Genomic DNA, 23,627 nt, shown 5'->3' on the forward strand with positions numbered 1-23,627 from the left:
AAATTTCACAAACATTGAGTATTTTAGTAAGAGATACGCAAAGTGCTATGCTATACTAAATATAAATAGAAATTGCAAACATGTGTGGGAGGTATTTATATTGCCAAATCAAATTCTTGTCGTAGACGATGAAGATAGAATTAGAAGATTACTAAAATTGTATCTTGAAAGAGAATCTTTCGAGATTGATGAAGCCAGAGATGGTAAGGAAGCATATGAGAAAGCAATGAATCATGATTATGCATGTATTTTGTTAGATTTAATGTTACCTGAAATGGATGGAATAACTGTCGCATCACGTTTAAGAGAGCATAAAGAAACGCCTATTATAATGTTAACAGCTAAAGGCGAGGAAACTAATAGAGTAGAAGGATTTGAAACAGGTGCAGATGATTATATCGTAAAACCATTTTCACCTCGTGAAGTCGTATTACGCCTAAAAGCACTATTAAGACGTACTCAAGTAGCAACAAGCGAACAGAGTGAACCACATGCTAAAGATTTAATAGAATTTAATCATTTAACAATTGATAACGATGCACATCGCGTATTAGCAGATGAAAAGCAAGTCAATTTAACACCTAAAGAATATGAGCTATTGATTTTCCTAGCTAAAACACCAAATAAAGTGTTCGATCGAGAACAACTATTAAAAGAAGTTTGGCATTATGAATTTTATGGTGATTTAAGAACGGTTGATACACACGTAAAAAGATTAAGAGAAAAACTTAATCGTGTATCTGGCGATGCAGCACAAATGATACAAACTGTTTGGGGCGTTGGCTATAAATTCGAGGTAAAATCAAATGATGAATCGGCTGAATAATGTAGTCATAAAACTGTGGTTAACTATAATCTTTATAGTAACGACAGTTTTAATTTTATTAAGTGCTGCATTGATTACTTTTATTCAATCATATTTCACTCAAGATACCGAAAAATCACTGTTACAAGATGCTAAACAAGTCAGTCAATTAGTCAATGAATCCAAAAATAAGGATACCGCTATTGAATACAGTCATAAGTTAATCGAAGGTCCAGTTGGATTAATTATATTGACTGATAAACAAATGACTGAACCTAAACATAATAATGTCAAGCAGCAAATGTTTCATGTTATAAAATCAGATTCTAATTACGACAAAGTTTTTGATAAAGGGCAAAAAAACTCGGAGCATGTTAATGTTAAAGTTAACGGAGAGCAACGTACTTATGTATTAATTGGTTATCCTACTAAACCAATTAATAATGATGTTAAAAGTAAATATAGTGGTGTTTTCATTTATCAAAACTTAAAAAGTGTCGATGAAACAAACAATGTTATTACAGTGATTATCTTAATCATTGCGGTCATCTTCTTGGCCATTACAACAGTATTTGCATTCTTCTTATCATCGAGAATCACTAAACCTTTACGACAATTAAGATCTCAAGCTATAGAGGTTTCGAAAGGGCAATATAAACAAACAACAACCATCACTTCTAAAGATGAGATTGGCGAGTTATCACGTGCGTTTAATACGATGAGTTATGAAATCCAACGCCATGTCGATGCACTTTCATCATCTAAAAATATTAGGGATAGTTTAATCAATTCTATGGTAGAAGGTGTAATTGGATTTAATGATAAAAAAGAAGTTATATTATCCAATGATATGGCGCAAAACATCATCCAATCTATGGATAAAGATTCGCTTGCTAAATTAGATGCTCAAAACGAATTAACGTTCAAGAAAAAAATTACTCAGTTCGAAGAATATGAAATAAACACACGTTATTTTGTTATTATTATGAGTTATATTAAACAAATTCAACCTGATGGTCGTAGTGGCATCGTAGCAATTATTCGTGATATGACTAACGAACACAATCTTGACCAATTGAAAAAAGACTTTATCGCAAACGTGTCACATGAACTACGTACTCCAATTTCTCTACTTCAAGGATATACTGAATCTATTGTAGATGGTATCGTCACTGAACCAGAAGAAATTAAAGATTCACTTTCAATCGTGTTAGACGAAACTAAACGATTAAATCGATTAGTTAACGAATTATTAAATGTAGCACGTATGGACGCAGAAGGCCTTTCTGTGCATAAAGAACATCAACCTATAGATAACTTATTAAATAAAATGCAACAAAAATATAAACAACTAGCTACTGATTTACAACTTAATATGCAATTAAACCCTCAAACAGATGGTCACGATTGGTATTATGATTCTGATAGAATAGAACAAGTATTAACCAATCTTATCGATAATGCGACACGCTATACTGAGCCAGACGACACTATCACTATCGACTATGGAGAAGATGAATATACCGACATTTTATATATTCAAGATACAGGTACTGGTATTGCGCCAGAACATTTAAAACAAGTATTTGATCGTTTTTATAAAGTCGACGCCGCTAGAAAAAGAGGTAAGCAAGGTACTGGTTTAGGTCTCTTTATTTGTAAAATGATTATTGAGGAACACGGTGGTAGCATTGATGTTAAAAGTGAATTAGGTAAAGGTACTACATTTATTATAAAACTACCAAAATAACTAATTGTTAATTTAAGCAAACCCATATTAACTCTCTCTACGTTAATATGGGTTTTTATTATTATATTATTTTCATAATCATACTTAAAAAATAATATAATAAACAGGCTTTATTAAAAGGTACTAAACTATTGTTATTTATAAACCAATAATGTGACATAAATAGTGTTTTCATGCTAATATAAATTTCAATCAATAATTTAACTTAAAAAAGAGAAGACGAGGATATATTGATCAATTTTATCCTTTTATTCTATGTATATTGAATTGGGAGGAGAAAATTGAATATGCAAAACAATCAAAAAAAATTGATTACAATTAGCATGTTAAGTGCAGTAGCATTTATTTTAACTTTTTTAAAGTTTCCGATACCATTTTTACCACCTTACTTAACATTAGATATCAGTGACGTTCCCGGTCTTTTAGCGACATTTACGTTAGGTCCAGTTGCTGGATTAATCGTTGAGTTTATTAAAAATTTACTCACATTTTTATTTAATATTGGAGACCCAATAGGACCATTGGCAAACTTCTTTGCTGCTGCTTCATTATTACTTGTTGCTTATGCTGTAACTAAAAACAAACAATCTACCAAGTCACTAATTATTGGATTAACTAGTGGTACTATCGTTATGACTATTGTTTTAAGTATTTTAAATTATTTTGTACTTTTACCACTATACGGCATGATTATGAATTTAACTGACGTCGTTCATAATGTAAAAGTAATTGTTGTTTCAGGCATTATTCCATTCAATATTATTAAAGGGATAGTCGTGTCTTTAATATTTATTTTACTGTATAAAAGATTAAAAAAAGTATTGAGTTAATAGGGAAGAAACATGAGCCTTAGACATTAACGTGTCTTCAGGCTCATTTTTTCATATTGGCAGTAGATGACTGAATTGAAAATACGCTTATATCAAGCTTCTTTCAACTCTAGTCATCCTTGCCGGGGTGAGACTACAAAACCTTTTTATAAAAATAAGATTTTTATCCCGCTTTCTTTTTGTACAAAAAAGAGAACGCAATACATTACGTTCTCTTACTTAGTATATTAATGATGTTATAATCATTTATTCAAATTTTAAAGGATCGCCATCAAATGATTCCTCTTCAATTTTAATTGAGTCTGTAGGACAACCATCAAGTGCATCTTCCATATCCTCATATAACTCTTCAGGCACTTCAGCCGTTCCTTTGTTGTCGTCTAGTATAACGTAAGCTATACCTTCATCATCGTAGTCATATATATCAGGGGCAGCGGCACCACAAGCTCCACATGCTATACATGTATCCATATCAACTATTGTATATTTAGCCAATTTCTTCGCCTCCTTTGACAAAAATGCTACACTAATATCACAATTAATATTGTAGTCATCGAGTTTCTATTTTTCAAATGTTTTTGTTTACAAAATAACAAGGAGTTACCCATGTATAATATAATAAATTTTGTGCAAGCACAGTCCCACGACTATAAATCACAAAAAAGCATATATAATATTATCACAGGCAAAAAGTCACATCAAACCTTTTTTGATGCTGCCAGTCAAAATCTACTATCATTATATCATAGCTTACCTAACTTAAAATATCCGTCGTTTGAGCGATTTTCAAATGACGACAGTGATTTTAATGAAGATTGTGCACTCATTACGCATCCAAGATACACATATGACAGTTTAATTAATACGTTCAGTGCTATTCAATTACTTACACAAACTGTTTCAAATTTAAATCATCATCAAAATCATTTTATTCCAACGTCTCAACATCAATTTATTCAACAACGTGTAAAAGAAGTTTTCACTTATATAAAAATACATAATTTACATAACGACTTTAAAGACGAGTTAACTCAATTATTTACTACACTGTATCAACAACTCGGCCAAACATATTTACATTATTACCTACAAGGTTTTGAAGAAAGTATGTATACAAGACAACAAGTAAGTTTGATTGAAAATATACCTCAGCATCATTTATTAGAACTAGAATATATAGAATTAGTTTCCCTATTAAGTTTAATAGAAGATAACCAAAACTTTAAATTATTGAGTAAACTCATTATATTACCGTCGCTATTAAACAAAACACAATTAACATTAAACGGCTTAACTCACGGACAATCTATCGAGACCATTCAACAACAACAAAATGTTAAAATCAATACTATAGAAGATCATTTATTAGAACTTTTTATTAAAGGTTATATACATGATTATTACTCATATTTTAGTGAAGAAGATATTGAGACATTTAGTCCATATTATGCCACACATAGAGATGAACGTTTACGCTTATTTAAAGAACAATTTCCGAATTATAGTTATTTCCAAATTAAATTAATGATAGTGGGTATAGAAAGAGGTGATTTAGTTGTTACATGATGCACTCAAAAAGTGGTTTGGCTTTGATAGTTTTAAAGATGGTCAAGAAGCCATCATAACAAGTGTCTTAAACCATACTAATACTTTAGGCATCTTGCCTACAGGTAGTGGTAAGAGCTTGTGTTATCAACTTCCCACCTATATAAATCAAAAGCCAACTTTAATTGTGTCACCATTAATTTCATTAATGGACGATCAAGTCATGCAAATGAAAGTAAATGGCGAAACATCAGTAAGTTGTGTTCATTCAGGCATGGATGAGCAAGAAAGACAATTTAATTTATCAAAAATTAAATCTAGTCGCTTTATCTTTTTAAGTCCTGAATTTTTATTACAACCATTTAACACTAAGTTATTAAACCAACTCGATTTAGGATTAATCGTGTTAGATGAAGCACACTGTCTGTCAGAATGGGGCTATGATTTCAGACCGCATTATGCGTTAATTGGTAAGATAACTCGCCAGTTTCCCAAAGCTACTATCTTAGCTTTAACAGCAACGGCACAACCATATTTACTTAATGATATAAACCATATGTTAAATACTAAATTTACGGAAATTAAAACAACGATGAATAGAGACAATATTTCTCTCTCACATCTAAACTTTGATAACGATGAAGGCAAGTTAACTTGGCTTTTAAATTTCATTCAACATTCTGGACCAACCATCATCTATGTTTCTTCTAAAAAAATTTGTTTAACTTTAGCTAAAGCAATATACAATGAAGGATACTTAACAGGGATTTATCATGGGGATTTGACCTATCAAGAAAGACACACCGTGCAGCATCAGTTTATAAATAATGAAATTCCTATTATTGTCGCTACAAGTGCATTTGGAATGGGGATTAATAAGAAAGATATTAGAACTATTATTCATTTCCACTTACCGACAAGCCCTTCAAGTTATATGCAAGAGATTGGCAGAGCAGGGCGTGATGGGGAAATTAGCCAAGCAATCAGTTTATATCAACCTGATGACAGTTTTCTATTAGACACATTACTTTTTACTGATAGTATAACTGAAGATGATATAACTTTATTTGAATCAGGTGACTTAATTGATCCTGTTAAAGTTGAAATGCTAACTATACTTAATGACTATTATTCGATAAATGAGCTAACTACAATTTTTAATAAAGCATATCAAAGGAAACAAATCGCCTATAAAAAAATGATTGGCTATAAAATGCTAGATTCATGTAGACGTCAATTTTTACTTAATTATTTTGGCGAAAATGATTTTGCAAAACCGTTGAATTGTTGTGATAATGACTCAGATTTAAAAAATTTAACGATATATAATAGAAAAAAAGTAAAACGTAAAATGAATTATTATGAAAAGTTACAGAATTTATTTAATTAATGCACAATTACTTTACTTCACTTTTTAAAACAAGCTATAATACAATCTATAAAAGGATATTTATTGCATTTTTATTTATTTCACATACATATTTACCACTGAGTAGGGTATAACTTTGTATAAAAAATTAATAGGAAGGATGATGATTTTGTCTAATAATAATTTTAAGGACGATTTCGAAAAAAATCGTCAATCAATTGATCCAACTGATCACAACGACAAATCAGAAGAATCGATTGATCAAGAAACAGAACAACATGCTGATAAAGCTAGCGAAAAAGCAAATGAACAATTCCCTCCAAGAAACGCACAACGTAGACAGCGCAGCAGAAATACTGCTACTAATCAGCCAGAAAAAGAGCAAGATGCTTCACCTGATGAAGTACATAATGAACACGAAGAAAGTGCGCATGAACAACGTGAAGATGAGGATAATAATCATCACGATGAAGATTCACATAGCAATACCGGAAAAGGGGTTGCAGGTGGCGTATTAGGTGGCTCTGCCGTAGAATCTTCTAAGGATGCAAAAGCTTCAAATCGTGATAATGAACAGGATGCGCATAAAGCGCAATCATCTGAAGATGATACTGATAATTCAAATTCACAAGATGAAGAACATGTTGAAGATAATCATTCTAATAAAGGCAAGAAAGGTGCTGCCGTTGCTGGTGGAGCCGCTGCTGCTGGCGCAGGTGCCTATGCTGCCAAAAAACATCATGATAAAAAACATGACAATGAAGAAAATCATCATTCAAGTAAAGAAGATGACAAAGAAAGTAAAGATAACAAAGATAATGATAAAGAGAATGCAGATGAACATTCTAGTAAATCTAAAAAAGCTGGTATAGGTGCTGCCGCAGCAGGTACTGGAGCCGCTGCCGCTGGTGGAGTCGCTGCTGCAAAAGGTAGTGGAGCTGGTTCAAATAATGGCGGTACTGGAAATAACGGTGGCAATGGAAACGGCGATGACAACAATGATAATAACGGCAAGAAAAAAGGTTTCTTAGCTAAACTGTTACCAATTCTAGCTGCATTATTAATATTAGCTGCTATCGCTATATTTGCTGGTATGGCATTAACTGGTGGTAACAATGGCAGTGATAAATCTGACGATAATAAAACTGCACAAAAATCAGATAAAGATTCTAATAAAGATAAAAAATCTGATAGCGATAAAGATAAAAAGTCAGATAGTGACAAAGACAAAAATTCTAGTGACGATAAAGCAAATAAAGATGGCAACAACAGCGATAGTAACAGCAACGATAAATCTGATAGTGACAACGGCTCATCATCTGATAATCAATCTGCTGATGATAACAACTCAAATTCAGATAGCAACAGCCAAGACCAAGATCAACAGAATAGTCAAGACCAACAAGGTGATCAATCACAACAAGATCAAAACCAAGGTCAACAAAATAGTCAATCTCAACAAAATTCTAATTCAAGCCAAAATGCTTCTAGTAATAGCAGTTCACAAAGTAATAGTCAAGGCCAACGTACACATACAGTAGAAGGTCAAAACTTATACAGAATTGCAATTCAATATTATGGTGAAGGTACACCAGAAAATGTTGAGAAAATTAGAAAAGCGAATAACATTCAAGGTAATGACATTCATAATGGTCAACGCCTAGTAATTCCACAATAAAACGAACATATTTTAGAGGCCAATCATTTTCACAATGATTGGCCTTTTTTTATTTAATATCGCTACATAAAAAACTAAAAATACAATTTTTAATCGGTTTAAAGAGAATTTACAAATTTTCAATATCTAATGTTTGGAATTCATTACATAATTGGTATAATATATTGGTGATTAAAGGAGGCATAAACATATGCAAACGGTAGAAAGTATCATCATTGGTGGTGGACCATGTGGTCTAAGTGCTGCCATAGAACAAAAGAAAAAAGGTATTGAAACGTTAGTTATTGAAAAAGGAAATGTGGTTGACGCTATTTATAATTATCCAACACATCAAACTTTCTTTTCATCAAGCGACAAATTAAGTATCGGAGATATTCCGTTTATCGTTGAAGAAAGTAAACCTCGTAGAAATCAGGCGTTGGTATATTATAGAGAAGTAGTAAAACATCACCAATTAAATATAAATGCCTTTGAAGAAGTGCTAACAGTAAAGAAAATTGATAATCGTTTTACTATTACAACTACAAAAGATGTTTACGAGTGTAGATTTTTAACAGTTGCGACAGGTTATTATGGCCAACACAATCAATTAGAAGTTGAAGGCGCCGAATTACCTAAAGTTAAACACTATTTCAAAGAAGCACATCCTTACTTCAATCAAAATGTAGTCATTATAGGCGGTAAAAACTCAGCTGTAGATGCCGCATTAGAATTAGAAAAAGCGGGTGCACATGTAACTGTTATTTATCGAGGTAATGAATATCCTAAAGCAATAAAACCATGGATTTTACCAAATTTTGAATCTTTAGTACGTAACGAAAAAATTGATATGCTATTTAATACAGATGTCGTTAAAATAACTGAAGATACAGTTATATATGAGCAAAATGGTCAAACATATGAAATACCAAACGACTACGTATTCGCAATGATCGGTTATCATCCAGATTATGATTTCTTACAATCAATTGGTATTGATATTAATACGAATGAATATGGTACTGCGCCGGTTTATAATAAAGAAACATATGAAACTAATGTAGAAAATTGCTTTATCGCAGGTGTTATCGCAGCAGGTAACGATGCTAATACTATATTTATTGAAAATGGTAAATATCATGGTGGTATTATTACGCAAAGCATTCTTTCTAAAAAACAAACACCGCTTGAATCATAATAAAAGAGATTGTGTCTTACTGAGACACAATCTCTTTTTATAATTGGGATTCAAAATATGTTTTTAACTGTTGAGACGATAAACTATTACTTAAACCAACTAATAACTTCAAACGTGCTTTAGGCCCATTTAATCCATTAGAAAAGATGACGCCTTTTTCCGCCAACGTTACGCCTCCACCTTTATATGCATAAATTGGACCTACAATACCATTAAATGATCTAGATACTAGTACAATAGGTATATTTTTATCTAAACAAGCTTGTAAACCTTCTAGACAAGTAGGTGGTAAATTCCCTTGTCCTAAAGCTTCTATAATAATACCATCTACTTTGTTTTGACTATGAAAATGCAACACATCACTATTCATACCCATATAAGCTTTTACTAGAGGAATATTTAATTCGTGGTTAATATTAGTCAATACTTTCTTAGCGAAAGGTTTATGGTGAAATTGCACACTATTTTTAGTAATAACACCTAACGGGCCGTGATTGGGACTTTGGAAAGTATTTGTATTAGATGTATGTGTTTTAGTGACGTTACGAGCAGTATGTATTTCATCATTAAACACAACCATTACGCCCATGTTTTCTGCAGCGTCCGTCGTCGCAACTCTAATAGCAGCAATAAAATTATATAATCCGTCCGAACCTATTTCATTAGAAGAACGCATCGCACCAGTAATTACAATTGGTTTAGAAACTTTTAATGTTAAATCAAGTAAATATGCTGTTTCTTCAAGCGTATCAGTGCCGTGAGTAATAACATAGCCATCATATAATTGTGCTTCTTCTGCATTGTCGATAACTTGTTTTAGATGTTGAACATCACTAATTTGCATATGAGGAGAAGGAACATTAATAGGTGTTATTTCTGTAACTTCAGCATATTGACCGATTAATTGTGCATGTTTCGTAATCGGGTTTTCGTCATTTGTTATTACTTTATTTGTTTCATCTTGAGACATACTAATTGTCCCGCCCGTATGAATAACGAGAAGTTTTTTCATGTATACTTTCCTCCTAGTTTTAAAATACATATTTATGATAAAATATTATTCATAAAACAACAAGGAAGGGTTTCTTACAATGAAATTAATAAATATCGCTTTAGATGGTCCAGCTGCAGCTGGTAAAAGCACAATCGCTAAATTAGTTGCTGCAAAATTATCAATGATATATGTCGATACAGGCGCTATGTATCGAGCAATCACGTACAAATATCTACAAAATAACAAAGATGATGATTTTACTAACTTAATTAATAACACTACATTATCTTTAACTTATGATGCTGAAAAAGGACAACGCATCATTTTAGACGATCAAGATGTTACGGACTATTTAAGAGAAAATGATGTGACAAATAATGTATCTTATGTAGCTTCTAAAGAACAAGTACGTTCATTTGCCGTTGAAAAACAACAAGAACTCGCAAGTAAAAAAGGTATCGTCATGGACGGTCGTGACATTGGTACCGTAGTATTACCAAACGCAGACTTAAAAATTTATATGATTGCATCAGTTGAAGAACGTGCAGAGCGTAGACAAAAGGATAACGAATTAAGAGGTATTGACTCCAATATCGAACAACTAAAAGAAGAAATCGAAACACGCGATAATTATGATATGAATCGTGAAATTTCACCTTTAAAAAAAGCAGAAGACGCAGTTGAACTTGATACAACAGGTAAATCAATCGAAACTGTAACTAATGAAATTCTAGCGATGGTTGAACAAATAAATTAATTCAAACAGTCCGAGTTATTATAACTATTTAAAAATATTGGTCGCTACGTTTAGTTATACTTTGATGTAGGGTATAAGATAAATATCTATCAAATAAATTTAATTGCGGTGGTTAAAATTTATTACAATTCAGTTGAAATTTTAATAATTGAGATATTTGACCATTTTAAATTTTAACTATTTAAAATACCGTGCGAATTAAAGCGGTATTCCTTGACAATTTAGTGACTTTGTAAGATGTTATAATTATGTAGTGTAATAAGGAGGCAGACAAGATGACGGAAGAATTCAATGAATCAATGATTAATGACATTAAAGAAGGTGACAAAGTTACCGGCGAAGTACGTTCTATTGAAGACAAGCAAGTCATTGTAGACGTTAACGGTGGCAAGTTCAGTGGTATCATTCCAATCAGTCAATTATCTACACACCATATAGATAGCCCAAATGACGCTGTGAAAGTTGGCGATGAAATTGGTGCTTATGTGACTAAGATAGAACTAGACGAAGAAAATGAAACTGGTACTTACATTTTATCTAAACGCCAACTTGAAACAGAGAAATCTTACGAATTTTTACAACAACAATTAGACAACAATGAAACTATTGAGGCCAAAGTAACTGAGGTAGTTAAAGGTGGACTCGTCGTTGATGTTGGTCAACGTGGCTTTGTTCCAGCTTCATTAATTTCTACTGATTTCATTGAAGATTTCTCTGATTTTGAAGGACAAGTATTAAAACTTAAAGTTGAAGAACTTGATCCTGAAAATAATCGTGTCATTCTTAGTCGTAAAGCTGTAGAAGAAGTGGCAAATGCTCAGAAGAAAGACGAGTTATTACAATCACTTAATGAAGGTGACGTTATCGAAGGTAAAGTTGCTCGTTTAACTAATTTTGGTGCATTTATTGATATTGGCGGTGTAGATGGACTTGTTCACGTGTCTGAATTAGCACATGAACATGTTAAATCACCTGAAGACGTTGTAGCTATTGGTGATGCAGTTAAAGTTAAAGTTAAATCAGTAGATAAAGATAGTGAAAGAATCTCATTATCAATTAAAGATACTTTACCAAGCCCATTTGAATCTATTCAAGGACAATTCAATGAAGGTGACGTTATCGAAGGTAAAGTTGCTCGTTTAGCTAACTTTGGTGCGTTCGTTGAAATTAAACCAGGTGTTCAAGGCTTAGTACACATTTCTGAAATAAGCCATAAACACATTGGCACTCCAGGTGAAGTATTATCACCAGGTGATGATGTAAGTGTCAAAATCCTTGGTATCGATGTAGAAAACGAACGTATTTCACTTTCTATCAAAGCTACGCTACCTAATGAAGATGTGGCTGAAAGTGACGATGCAACAACAAAAGCTTATCTAAGTTCAAATGATGAAGACGAAGACAATCCAACTTTAGGAGATGTTTTCGGAGATAAATTAAAAGATTTTAAATTTTAATAACTACTATATTTAATCTTGCCTTATTTATTAAGGCAAGATTTTTATTTATGTGCAAATTTTTACATAATTTATAACAGCTATCAAAATATCTTTTTCTTTATGTTTGCCATATGATAAAATTATAGAGATTCAAAATAGAGAGGAAGTTAGTTTATGACTAAACCTATAGTTGCAATTGTAGGCAGGCCAAATGTTGGTAAATCTACAATTTTTAATAGAGTAGTAGGTGAACGTGTTTCCATCGTAGAAGATACGCCAGGCGTAACTAGAGACCGTATATATTCTACTGGAGAATGGTTGACACATGAATTTAATATTATTGATACAGGCGGTATCGAAATAAGTGATGCACCTTTCCAAACACAAATAAGAGCACAAGCTGAAATTGCTATTGACGAAGCCGACGTCATTGTATTTATGGTTAACATTAGAGAAGGACTAACACAAAGTGATGAGATGGTCGCTCAATTGTTATACAAATCCAAAAAACCGGTTGTTTTAGCGGTAAATAAAGTAGATAATCCTGAAATGCGTAATGAAATTTATGACTTTTATGCTTTAGGATTTGGTGAACCTTATCCAATTTCTGGTTCTCACGGACTTGGATTGGGTGATTTATTAGATGCCGTTGTCGAACATTTCAAAGAGGAAGAAGAAGATCCATACGATGACGAAACAATTAGATTATCAATCATTGGTAGACCAAATGTAGGTAAATCAAGCTTAGTTAACGCCATACTTGGTGAAGAAAGAGTTATTGTATCAAATGTCGCTGGAACAACACGTGATGCGGTAGATACTGAGTATTCTTTTGATGATCAAGATTATGTATTAATCGATACAGCAGGTATGCGTAAAAAAGGTAAAGTATATGAATCTACTGAAAAGTATTCCGTATTAAGAGCGCTTAAAGCGATAGAACGTTCTAACGTTGTTTTAGTCGTTATCGATGCAGAACAAGGAATCATTGAACAAGATAAGCGTGTAGCTGGTTACGCTCATGAAGAAGGAAAAGCAATCGTTATTGTAGTCAATAAATGGGACACTGTCGAAAAAGAAACTAATACAATGAAAAAATTCAAAGACAAAGTTCGCCGTGAATTCCAATTTTTAGATTATGCTGAAATTGCATTTGTTTCTGCTACAGAACGTCAGCGTTTAACGACACTATTCCCATATATTAAACAGGCTAGTGAAAATCATAAAAAGCGTGTCCAAAGCTCTACTCTAAATGAGGTTATTACGGATGCCATTTCAATGAATCCAACACCTACAGATAAAGGGCGCAGACTGAATGTCTTTTATGCTACTCAAGTAGCAATCGAACCACCAACGTTCATCGTTTTCGTTAATGATGTTGAACTTATGCACTTTTCTTACAAACGCTATTTAGAAAATCAAATTCGTGATGCATTTGGATTTGAAGGTACACCAGTGCATATCGTGGCTAGAAAGAGAAATTAAACACGGAGGGGAAATCGATGACTAATATTACTGTATTTGGTACTGGAAGCTTTGGTACAGCTTTAGCAAATGTTCTTGCTGAAAATGGCCATGACGTTTTAATGTGGGGAAAAAATGAAAGTACCATTAACGAAATAAACACAAGTCATAGCAACACAAAATATTTAAAAAGTGCGCAACTAAGCACTAAAATTATAGCTACACACAATCTTCAACAAGCGGTAGAACATGCCGATATTTATTTAATCGCACTACCAACTAAAGCTATTCGCGAAGTCGTTTCAGAAATCGATCAACTTTTAACAACGTCTAAAGTATTTATTCACGTAGCTAAAGGTATCGAAAATGGTACATTTAAACGCGTTTCTGAAATGATTGAAGATTCACTAACACCTGCACACAATGGTGGCATTGGTGTATTATCTGGTCCAAGTCATGCTGAAGAAGTGGTAATTAAACAACCAACAACAGTTGCAGCATCATCTAAAAACATAGAAATAAGTAACTTAATACAAGACTTATTTATGAATGATTATTTACGTGTCTATACGAACAATGATTTAATCGGTGTTGAACTAGGTGGCGCATTAAAAAATATTATCGCCGTCGCTAGTGGAGTCATAGCAGGTATGGGCTTTGGTGATAACGCCAAAGCGGCATTGATGACTAGAGGCTTAGCAGAAATTAGTAGATTAGGCGAGACATTAGGTGCTGATCCAATGACTTTCCTTGGTTTAGGAGGTATTGGCGATTTAATTGTTACTTGTACTTCTACACATTCTAGAAACTTCACATTAGGTTATAAATTAGGTGAAGGTAAATCTGTTGACGAGGCTTTAAATGAAATGAATATGGTTGTAGAAGGTATTTATACGACTGAATCTGTTTATCATCTAGCTGAAAGTCATCATGTAGATATGCCGATTACCGCTACTTTATATGGGGTTTTATTCGAAAACAAACCTGTTAATGAAAGCGTTAAATACCTAATGGGACGCGAAAAGAAAGCTGAATAACGGTGTAAATTTACAATATAATGTCTAATTTCCTTAAATTATGATAAAAAACCTATAATTACAACGTTTTTTGCATATAAATCATTGCAGTGGCAATAATCGTTGTGTTAAAGTCATAGCATAATGATATTAAAATATCATTATTAACCCTAGGGGAGGTGAATTTGTAATGAATAAAACAGATTTAATCAACTCAGTTGCTGATCAAGCTGATTTAACAAAAAAACAAGCAGGTTTAGCTGTTGACGCAGTATTCGAATCTATTCAATCATCACTTGCTAAAAGTGAAAAAGTTCAATTAATCGGATTCGGTAACTTTGAGGTACGTGAGCGTGCTGCACGTAAAGGACGTAACCCTCAAACTGGTAAAGAAATTGAAATCCCTGCAAGCAAAGTTCCAGCATTCAAAGCTGGTAAAGCACTTAAAGACGCAGTTAAATAATTCTTTACTTACACAAAAGCCCTTTTTTAAAAGGGCTTTTCTTTTTGCCTTTATTAAAAAATTTACATATTAAAATGAAACTAAAATCTTTCATTCACTAATTAGTCAAATACTTTAATACATACATATACAATGAATTGCGTTGTTAATGTTATAATTTATATCTATGGAAAACATAATTTTATAGTAAACTTTCAATATTTCTTGTTAACTCAATCATCCTGCATTTTATTTTTTAACATATAATGTTAATATGAATATTGATTACAACGTGAGGTGTAAAGATGGAAACGACATATAGAATATTAGAAAATCAAATTACGCAACGGTTGGCTGGTATAAATAATTACGAACCAATACATATAAACCAAGCCTTAAGTCACTATTTAGATTCGTACCAATTGCCAATGAAAGCTAAATTAGCTTGCCTCACAATTGACACGGCTATGCGCCATTTAGATACAACTTCAGCAAATAATTTATCGAGACACTCTATTTTAATTGGTGATTTATTGAGTGCTCATTTTTATACGCTATTAGCGGAATTAAATGAACCTGCATATCAAGATAAAATAAGTAAAGCAATCGTTACAGTAAATGAATTAAAATCTTCTATACAACATCAACAATTGAACATAGAGGAATTAGTTAATGCCATTGTGAAGATCGAAACGATTTTCCCATATATTACTGCGGATTACTTTTCTGTTGAAGTTTCTTTAACAGAGTTAATTAAACAACTTATTCCTTCAATCGTTGAGAATCCGCCAATTTATTTAAATAACTTTTCTCACGATAGGTTAGTTGAACTGCAAACTGAAATTGAAGCTCATTATATATAAAAGAGGTAATAAACATGACTGAAAACAAAGCTAAAAAAGAACAAGTACACACGGTATTTCAAAATATTTCAAATAAATATGACCGATTAAACAATATTATTAGCTTCGAACAACATATTATTTGGAGAAAACATACTATGAAAGAAATGAATGTTAAGCCAGGAAGCAAAGCGTTAGATGTTTGTTGTGGCACTGCGGACTGGACTATTGCATTGAGTAAAGCAGTCGGCAACAATGGGCATGTTACTGGCGTAGACTTTAGTGAAAACATGTTAGCTGTTGGTGAAGAAAAAATTAAAGGCTACAATAATATTAAATTAGTTCATGGTGATGCAATGAATCTTCCATTTGAAGATAATACCTTCGATTATGTAACGATTGGTTTTGGTTTACGTAACGTCCCAGATTATCTAGCTACTTTAAAAGAATTAAATAGAGTATTAAAACCAGGTGGTATGGTTGTATGTTTAGAAACGAGTCAACCTACAATGCCTGTATTTAAACAATTTTATAAAATGTACTTTAAATTTGTTATGCCTATTTTCGGTAAAATATTTGCCAAATCTAAGGACGAATATGAATGGTTACAACAATCAACATTTAACTTCCCTGATAAAGAAAAATTAAGACGCTTGTTCAATCAAGCTGGTTTTAGCAATTTAAAAGTTCGTAGCTATACAGGTGGCGTTGCTGCAATGCACCTTGGCTATAAATAAATCGAAACAACCAAAGGTGATTAACGTGGCAAAGTTGAACATGAACAACGAAATCAAGAAAATAGAAAAGTACTTACAACAAGCGATAAAAAGTAATGATAAAGTTTTGGAAGAGGCCGCTTTTCATTTACTATCATCAGGGGGCAAACGTGTTAGACCAGCTTTTGTTATTCTAAGTAGCCAATTTGGTAAAGGAAATGAAAGTTATACAAATCGTGTAGCGGTCGCCTTAGAGCTCATTCATATGGCGACTTTAGTACATGATGATGTCATTGATAAGAGTGATACGCGTAGAGGACGTTTAACCATCTCAAAAAAATGGGACCAACAAACGGCAATTCTTACAGGGAATTTTTTACTTGCTCTAGCTTTGGAACATATTTCATACATCCCTGACCAACGCGTTCACAGTGTTATTTCAAATGCGATTATTGATGTATGTAAAGGGGAGTTATTCCAATTCCAAGATCAATTTAATAGCCAACAATCCATTACAAATTATTTACGCCGCATAAATAGAAAAACAGCTCTTCTTATACAATTATCTACAGAGGTAGGTGCAATTTCTTCAGGTGCGGATGAACAAACTGTTCATCGTTTAAAATTTATTGGTCATTATATAGGCATGAGTTTCCAAATCGTTGATGATATTTTAGATTTTACGAGTACAGAGAAAAAGTTAGGTAAACCAGTAGGTAGTGACTTAATGAATGGGCACATTACTTTACCTGTATTATTAGAAATTAGAAAAAATCCAGAATTTAAACAACACGTTGCGGCTTTGACTCCAAATAGTCCCAAAGAAGATTTTAACTATTGTATAGATGTGATTAGAAATTCTGACAGTATTAACGAAGCTCAAGCCGTTAGCGATAAATATTTAAATAAAGCCGTAACCCTTATAAATTCGCTTAATAATAAAGAAGCACAAACTCTATTTAACAAATTAATTCAAAAAATGAGTAAAAGAAATGTGTAACATTTGTGAAAAGCATTGAAAGCGCTTTTACATACTGGTATTATAATATTGTGTTGTTAAATATGTCATACTATTTGAATATTTTTAACACAATATATTGATACATAAACACAGGGGGATTTACTCACAATGGAAAGAACATTTTTAATGATTAAACCTGACGCAGTTCAACGTAACTTAATTGGAGAAATTATTTCTCGTATAGAACGCAAAGGACTAAAACTTGTCGGCGGTAAATTAATGACAGTTGACAAATCTTTAGCAGAAACACATTATGCTGAGCATGTTGATAAACCATTTTACAACAACTTAGTATCATTTATTACTTCTGCTCCAGTATTTGCGATGGTAGTTGAAGGGGAAGACGCTGTTCATGTAGCACGTCATATTATCGGCTCAACAAATCCGTCAGAAGCTACTCCAGGTACAATTAGAGGCGACCTAGGTTTAACAGTTGGCAGAAACATTATTCACGGTTCTGATTCTGTAGAAGCTGCGACTAAAGAAATAAATTTATGGTTTAATACAGACGAATTAAGTGATTATGAACAACCACGTAATCCATGGTTATATGAATAATAATTTTACTAATTAATTTAGTTTAATATATGAGGATGACTTCGAAATGATATTTGAGTAGAAGTCATCCTTTTTATATTTTAATAATACTAGCGATTCATCTAGTGAAAGCTAATATAAAATACTTTTAATTTTACTCATACACTTTAATCATGTTTTACTTAAGTTATAATAGTTAGAATATTTTCACATTAAATAAAGGTTTTAACTAAAGGTGAAGATGCTTTGTCATACATTAATGTCTATTGCATATTAACTATGATTTAAACAAAACTTATCAAATCGTAAAAATACTATTAATATGACTATATTTATGTGATAAGATATAGAACATATTATAATTTAAAGCACTAAAGAACGGAGAGGTTATTAATGAGATATTTAACATCGGGCGAGTCACATGGACCACAATTAACAGTTATAATTGAAGGTGTACCAGCAAATTTAGAAATCAATGTTGAAGATATAAATGAACAAATGTTCAAACGACAAGGTGGCTATGGTCGCGGTCGTCGTATGCAAATAGAAAAAGACACTGTAGAAATTGTATCTGGTGTACGTAATGGTTATACATTAGGGAGTCCAATTACTTTAGTCGTCAAAAATGATGATTTCACGCATTGGAGAAATATAATGGGCGCTGATCCAATTAGTGACGAACATCGTGAAAATATGAAACGTGTCATTACTAAACCAAGACCAGGACATGCAGATTTAATAGGTGGAATGAAATATAATCATCGCGATTTAAGAAACGTATTAGAACGTTCTTCTGCACGTGAAACTGCTGCTCGTGTTGCAGTAGGTGCAGTATCAAAAATACTTTTAAAACAATTAGACATCGAATTTTATAGTCGTGTCGTAGAAATTGGCGGCGTTAAAGATCAAGGTCTGTATGATTTAGAAACAATTAAAAATGGTGTAGATAAAAATGATGTACGTGTAATTGATGAAAGTATTGCGCAAGATATGCGTGACAAAATCGATGAAGCGAAAAAAGCAGGCGATACATTAGGTGGCGTAGTGCAAGTTGTTGTTGAAGGCTTACCTGTAGGTATTGGCAGTTATGTACATTATGACCGTAAATTAGATGGCAGAATCGCACAAGGCGTTGTAAGTATCAATGCATTTAAAGGTGTAAGTTTTGGTGAAGGCTTTAATGCTGCAGAAAAACCGGGAAGTCAAATCCAAGATGAGATTTTATATGATGAAACAAATGGCTATTACAGAGGTTCAAACCATTTAGGTGGATTTGAAGGTGGAATGTCAAACGGCATGCCAATTATCGTAAACGGTGTAATGAAACCTATTCCAACACTTTACAAACCTTTAAACTCAGTTGATATTAATACTAAAGAATCATTTAAAGCTTCTATAGAACGTTCAGACAGTTCAGCCGTGCCAGCTGCAAGTGTAGTAGTTGAAAATGTAGTCGCATTTGAAATTGCTAAGGCATTACTAGAAGAATTCCAATCAAATCATATTGAACAATTACAAGATCAAATTAAAGAACGCCGTTTACTTAATATTGAGTATTAAGACTAATCATTTAATTTAAATCATGAATAGGTGAGTATATGAAACTAGAAACTACGTATCAATCTAATAATTATCCTATTATCGTAGAACGTAATGCATTAAAACAACTACATCAATATCTGGATTCATATAAGGATTTAGTATTAGTTGTAGATGCAGAAGTGAACCAATTATGGGAAGATGTATTAAGTTTTATAACAACAGATTACGATGCACATAAAATTGTAATCCCATCTGGTGAAAGTACAAAGACGTTATCATTTTATGAAGAAACAATCGAGTCTTTGCTAAGCAAACATTTAACTAGAGATACGTGTCTAATTGCTGTTGGTGGGGGGGCTACTGGCGACTTCACAGGCTTTTTAGCTGCAACATTATTACGTGGTGTAGATTTTATTCAAGTGCCTACGACTATTTTGGCCCATGATTCAAGCGTGGGTGGCAAAGTAGGTATTAATTCACAGCACGGTAAAAATCTAATCGGTGCATTTTATCGCCCTAAAGCGGTTATTTATGATTTGAACTTTTTAGATAGTTTGCCTTATAGCGAAGTTATAAGTGGTTACGCTGAAGTTTATAAGCATGCATTATTAAATGATAAAGATGCTGTAACTGCGTTAGAAGAGCAATACAATAATAGCGAAAGTCTACATCAACTTACAGACATTGATTATTACATTTATAAAGGTATTGAAACGAAATTAAATATTATTATCCAAGATGAAAAAGAAAGTAACGTTCGTAAATTTTTAAATCTTGGGCATACTTTCGGGCATGCTGTAGAGTATAATCATAAAATACCGCATGGTCACGCAATCATGATAGGTCTAATTTATCAATTTATCGTCTCAAACAAACAACTAAATACTAATTTTGATATTCAACATTTTATCAATTATCTTAATGCGCTAAATTATCCATTAGATCTTATTAAAGAATTTAATTTTGATATTTTATATGATTTGATGCTTAGCGATAAAAAAAATGACTTTGAAGGTGTACAAATGGTATTACTTGAAGATTTTGGTAAACCAGTAGTGCAACACGTTAATAAGCAAGTACATGAACAAGCTTTCGAAACTTTACAATCATATTTTAAGTAGGTGACTATATTGAGCAACAGTGAAACAATAAACATAAATGGTCCTTTAGTGGGCGAAATTGAAGTACCTGGAGACAAATCTATGACTCATAGAGGTATCATATTAGGGGCGTTAGCTAAGGGAAAAACAACGATATATAAACCTCTATTAGGTGAAGATTGTTTACGCACTGTAGAAATATTCAAACGTTTGGGCGTTGATATTACAGTGACTGACGATAAAATCTCTATAGATTCTCCAGGATATGAACAATTCAAAACACCTCACCAAGTACTTTATACAGGCAATTCCGGTACAACAACACGTTTAGTTGCAGGATTACTTTGCGGTCTTGGTATTGAATCTGTATTATCCGGTGATGAATCCATAGGTAAAAGACCTATGGATAGAATTATGAAACCTTTAACTTCTATGGGTGCACACATTACAGGTATTGATGATAACTACACGCCATTAATTATTAAACCAGCTAAAATATATGGCATAAATTACCAAATGGAAGTGGCTAGTGCGCAAGTTAAAAGTGCTATTCTTTTTGCCAGTCTATTTTCACAAGAAATTACGACTATTGAAGAAATAGATATAACACGTAACCATACTGAAACGATGTTTAAACATTTCAATATACCTATAGAAGTGAATGGCAATAAACTTCATACACAACCTAATGCTATCAGTCATATTAAACCCGCTGATTTTACTGTACCAGGAGATATTTCTTCTGCCGCATATTTTATTGTAGCAGGTTTAATCACGCCGGGAAGTGATGTTACAATTCATAATGTTGGCATTAACCCTACCCGTTCAGGTATTATAGATATCGTTGAAAAAATGGAAGGGAACATTGAATTATTTAATGTCACTGAAGGACCAGAACCCACTGCATCAGTTCGAGTTCAATACACGCCTAATTTAAAAGGCATTCATATTGAAGGTGACTTAGTACCTAGAGCAATTGATGAAATGCCTATCATTGCTTTATTATGTACTCAAGCAGACAACAGCAGTGTTATAAAAGATGCCGAAGAATTAAAGGTTAAAGAGACAAACCGTATTGATACTACAGCAAATATGTTGAATTTATTAGGTTTTACATTACAACCAACAAATGATGGTTTAATTATACATCCTTCTAAATTAGAACAAACGGCTACTGTCGATAGTTTTACTGACCATCGTATCGGTATGATGTTAGCAATTGCTTCGCTATTAACAACTGAGTCACTTACGATTGAACAATTTAATGCAGTTAATGTGTCGTTCCCAGGATTCTTATCAACATTAAAACAATTAGAAAACGAGGGATAATCTATATGCAAGATATCTACAAACTCATAGACGATATCAATGTACAAAAATTGGATAATTTAGATACTCGTGTTAATGATGCATTAAGTTCTACAAATGATGATGCTTTATTTATTTTAGGTGAGACTTTATTTAATTTTGGTTTAACACCACAAGCTATTGAAGTTTTTAGAACGCTTTATAATAAATATCCAGATGAAAGTGAACTATTAATTTATTTAATCGATGGACTGATAGCCGAAGACCAAACTGATGAGGCTTTGGAATATTTAACAGAGGTTGAAGTTTCACCAGAAAAATTAATGCTGGAAGCCGATTTATATCAACAACTCAACATGTTAGAAGTAGCAATAGATAAATTAACTGAAGCGCGTGAATTACAACCTAACGATCCAATTATTCATTTCGCATTGGCAGAAATATTATATTATGATGGCCAATACTTAAGAGCTACCTCAGAATATGAGACAGTACTTGAAACAGGTGAATATGAAATTAATGGCGTTAATCTATTCTCACGTATCGCTGACTGTAGTTTACAAAGTGGTAATTATAGTGATGCTATTAAAATGTTCGATGAGATAAGCGACGATGAAATGAACTCTGAAGATTACTTTAAAAAGGCGATTGCGTATGATAAAAACGAATTGACGCAAGAAGCAATTAAATTAGTTCAGACGCTATTATCTAAAGACCCAGACTTTTTACAAGGGTACTTTTTCTTACAACAACTTCATGAACAAGAACATAATTTTGCGGATGCCATCGAAATCGGTAAAGAAGGTTTACGTCTAAGCCAATTTTATAAAGAACTAATGGTAACGACTGGTAAGCTTGAAATAGACCATGGCGATGCAAATGAAGGTGTATCACTATTAACGCAAGCATTAGATGTAGATAATTCTTATCAAGAACCTTTACTTATTCTTAGTGATTTATTTAGAAGTGAAGAAGATTATGAATCACTAATTTCACTTTTACAATATGTAGATGAAGAGGATCTTGACCCAGTATTTATGTGGCATTTAGCTTATGCCTATGGACAAGAAGAACGTGATAAAGAAGCGCAACATTTCTTTAATCTCGCTTATCCAACTTTACAAACACAAGCAGAATTTTTAAGTGATTACTATTACTATTTAATTGAAATCGGTCAGATTGATACTGCTAAAACGATATTAAATCAATTATTAGAAATTGAACCAAGCAATGAAACTTGGCACGAAGAAGCGCAACGTATACAATAAGCTAAATCTAAAGTGAGGTGAGCGCTA

22 protein-coding genes are annotated in these 23,627 nt (G+C 32.7%); 20 read left to right on the forward strand and 2 right to left on the reverse strand.

Annotated features, from left to right (window positions below):
- Window positions 1-100: 100 nt before the first annotated feature.
- The 3 genes from C7J89_RS08405 to C7J89_RS08415 all read left to right on the forward strand — a co-directional run bounded on the left by C7J89_RS08405 (window position 101) and on the right by C7J89_RS08415 (window position 3,385).
- Window positions 101-826, forward strand: coding sequence for a response regulator transcription factor (locus tag C7J89_RS08405; RefSeq protein ID WP_103295121.1), 726 nt, complete (start codon window positions 101-103; stop codon window positions 824-826).
- Window positions 810-2,555 (forward strand): ATP-binding protein, encoded by a 1,746-nt coding sequence (locus C7J89_RS08410; protein WP_103295138.1) that lies wholly within the window; start codon window positions 810-812, stop codon window positions 2,553-2,555. Before C7J89_RS08405 ends, C7J89_RS08410 begins: the two co-directional genes overlap by 17 nt.
- Window positions 2,556-2,842: 287 nt before the next feature.
- On the forward strand, window positions 2,843-3,385 hold the full coding sequence (locus C7J89_RS08415) for an ECF transporter S component (RefSeq protein ID WP_103295120.1): 543 nt from the start codon (window positions 2,843-2,845) through the stop codon (window positions 3,383-3,385).
- A 246-nt stretch (window positions 3,386-3,631) separates the two neighbouring features.
- Here C7J89_RS08415 and C7J89_RS08420 read toward each other — a convergent pair whose 3' ends face one another.
- A complete protein-coding gene (locus tag C7J89_RS08420; RefSeq protein WP_061854634.1) occupies window positions 3,632-3,880 on the reverse strand; it encodes a ferredoxin in 249 nt (82 codons plus the stop codon).
- Between the two features lie 111 nt (window positions 3,881-3,991).
- On the opposite strand from C7J89_RS08420, the gene C7J89_RS08425 reads away from it, so the two are divergent.
- The 4 genes from C7J89_RS08425 to ypdA all read left to right on the forward strand — a co-directional run bounded on the left by C7J89_RS08425 (window position 3,992) and on the right by ypdA (window position 9,154).
- Window positions 3,992-4,951: a helix-turn-helix domain-containing protein gene (locus C7J89_RS08425; RefSeq protein ID WP_103295119.1), complete on the forward strand. Its 960-nt coding sequence runs from the start codon at window positions 3,992-3,994 to the stop codon at window positions 4,949-4,951.
- A complete protein-coding gene (locus C7J89_RS08430; protein ID WP_103295118.1) occupies window positions 4,941-6,320 on the forward strand; it encodes a RecQ family ATP-dependent DNA helicase in 1,380 nt (459 codons plus the stop codon). Before C7J89_RS08425 ends, C7J89_RS08430 begins: the two co-directional genes overlap by 11 nt.
- A gap of 148 nt (window positions 6,321-6,468) precedes the next feature.
- Window positions 6,469-7,977: a LysM peptidoglycan-binding domain-containing protein gene (locus tag C7J89_RS08435; RefSeq protein ID WP_106884420.1), complete on the forward strand. Its 1,509-nt coding sequence runs from the start codon at window positions 6,469-6,471 to the stop codon at window positions 7,975-7,977.
- Window positions 7,978-8,167: 190 nt separating this feature from the next.
- Window positions 8,168-9,154: a bacillithiol disulfide reductase YpdA gene (gene ypdA / locus C7J89_RS08440; protein WP_103295116.1), complete on the forward strand. Its 987-nt coding sequence runs from the start codon at window positions 8,168-8,170 to the stop codon at window positions 9,152-9,154.
- Between the two features lie 37 nt (window positions 9,155-9,191).
- Here ypdA and C7J89_RS08445 read toward each other — a convergent pair whose 3' ends face one another.
- Window positions 9,192-10,166: an asparaginase gene (locus tag C7J89_RS08445; protein ID WP_103295115.1), complete on the reverse strand. Its 975-nt coding sequence runs from the start codon at window positions 10,164-10,166 to the stop codon at window positions 9,192-9,194.
- Window positions 10,167-10,245: 79 nt separating this feature from the next.
- On the opposite strand from C7J89_RS08445, the gene cmk reads away from it, so the two are divergent.
- From cmk to C7J89_RS08510, 13 genes are all read left to right on the forward strand, one after another.
- Window positions 10,246-10,905 (forward strand): (d)CMP kinase, encoded by a 660-nt coding sequence (cmk, locus tag C7J89_RS08450; RefSeq protein ID WP_103295114.1) that lies wholly within the window; start codon window positions 10,246-10,248, stop codon window positions 10,903-10,905.
- A 275-nt stretch (window positions 10,906-11,180) separates the two neighbouring features.
- Window positions 11,181-12,362, forward strand: coding sequence for a 30S ribosomal protein S1 (gene rpsA / locus C7J89_RS08455; RefSeq protein WP_103295113.1), 1,182 nt, complete (start codon window positions 11,181-11,183; stop codon window positions 12,360-12,362).
- A 156-nt stretch (window positions 12,363-12,518) separates the two neighbouring features.
- Window positions 12,519-13,829 carry a ribosome biogenesis GTPase Der gene (der, locus tag C7J89_RS08460; protein WP_061854642.1) on the forward strand — a complete coding sequence of 437 codons (1,311 nt, stop codon included), beginning with the start codon at window positions 12,519-12,521 and terminating at the stop codon, window positions 13,827-13,829.
- 17 nt (window positions 13,830-13,846) lie between these two features.
- Window positions 13,847-14,845: an NAD(P)H-dependent glycerol-3-phosphate dehydrogenase gene (locus C7J89_RS08465; RefSeq protein ID WP_061854643.1), complete on the forward strand. Its 999-nt coding sequence runs from the start codon at window positions 13,847-13,849 to the stop codon at window positions 14,843-14,845.
- A gap of 169 nt (window positions 14,846-15,014) precedes the next feature.
- The gene (locus tag C7J89_RS08470) at window positions 15,015-15,287 is read left to right on the forward strand and encodes an HU family DNA-binding protein (RefSeq protein ID WP_048793653.1); all 273 of its coding nucleotides are present in this window, start codon (window positions 15,015-15,017) and stop codon (window positions 15,285-15,287) included.
- A gap of 284 nt (window positions 15,288-15,571) precedes the next feature.
- Window positions 15,572-16,129 (forward strand): heptaprenyl diphosphate synthase component 1, encoded by a 558-nt coding sequence (locus C7J89_RS08475; RefSeq protein ID WP_061854644.1) that lies wholly within the window; start codon window positions 15,572-15,574, stop codon window positions 16,127-16,129.
- A gap of 14 nt (window positions 16,130-16,143) precedes the next feature.
- Window positions 16,144-16,845, forward strand: coding sequence for a demethylmenaquinone methyltransferase (locus C7J89_RS08480; protein ID WP_048793655.1), 702 nt, complete (start codon window positions 16,144-16,146; stop codon window positions 16,843-16,845).
- Window positions 16,846-16,870: 25 nt separating this feature from the next.
- Complete coding sequence (locus tag C7J89_RS08485; RefSeq protein WP_061855511.1) at window positions 16,871-17,824, forward strand: polyprenyl synthetase family protein; 954 nt, start codon at window positions 16,871-16,873, stop codon at window positions 17,822-17,824.
- Between the two features lie 129 nt (window positions 17,825-17,953).
- Entirely contained in the window at window positions 17,954-18,403 is a 450-nt protein-coding gene (gene ndk, locus C7J89_RS08490) for a nucleoside-diphosphate kinase (protein ID WP_061854645.1), read from the forward strand.
- 372 nt (window positions 18,404-18,775) lie between these two features.
- Complete coding sequence (gene aroC, locus C7J89_RS08495; RefSeq protein ID WP_103296089.1) at window positions 18,776-19,942, forward strand: chorismate synthase; 1,167 nt, start codon at window positions 18,776-18,778, stop codon at window positions 19,940-19,942.
- Window positions 19,943-19,980: 38 nt separating this feature from the next.
- Complete coding sequence (gene aroB, locus C7J89_RS08500; protein ID WP_103296090.1) at window positions 19,981-21,045, forward strand: 3-dehydroquinate synthase; 1,065 nt, start codon at window positions 19,981-19,983, stop codon at window positions 21,043-21,045.
- Window positions 21,046-21,054: 9 nt separating this feature from the next.
- On the forward strand, window positions 21,055-22,353 hold the full coding sequence (gene aroA / locus C7J89_RS08505) for a 3-phosphoshikimate 1-carboxyvinyltransferase (protein ID WP_103296091.1): 1,299 nt from the start codon (window positions 21,055-21,057) through the stop codon (window positions 22,351-22,353).
- A gap of 5 nt (window positions 22,354-22,358) precedes the next feature.
- Window positions 22,359-23,600: a tetratricopeptide repeat protein gene (locus tag C7J89_RS08510; RefSeq protein WP_061854649.1), complete on the forward strand. Its 1,242-nt coding sequence runs from the start codon at window positions 22,359-22,361 to the stop codon at window positions 23,598-23,600.
- Window positions 23,601-23,627: the final 27 nt, after the last annotated feature.

Source organism: Staphylococcus kloosii, assembly GCF_003019255.1.
Lineage (GTDB): Bacteria > Bacillota > Bacilli > Staphylococcales > Staphylococcaceae > Staphylococcus > Staphylococcus kloosii.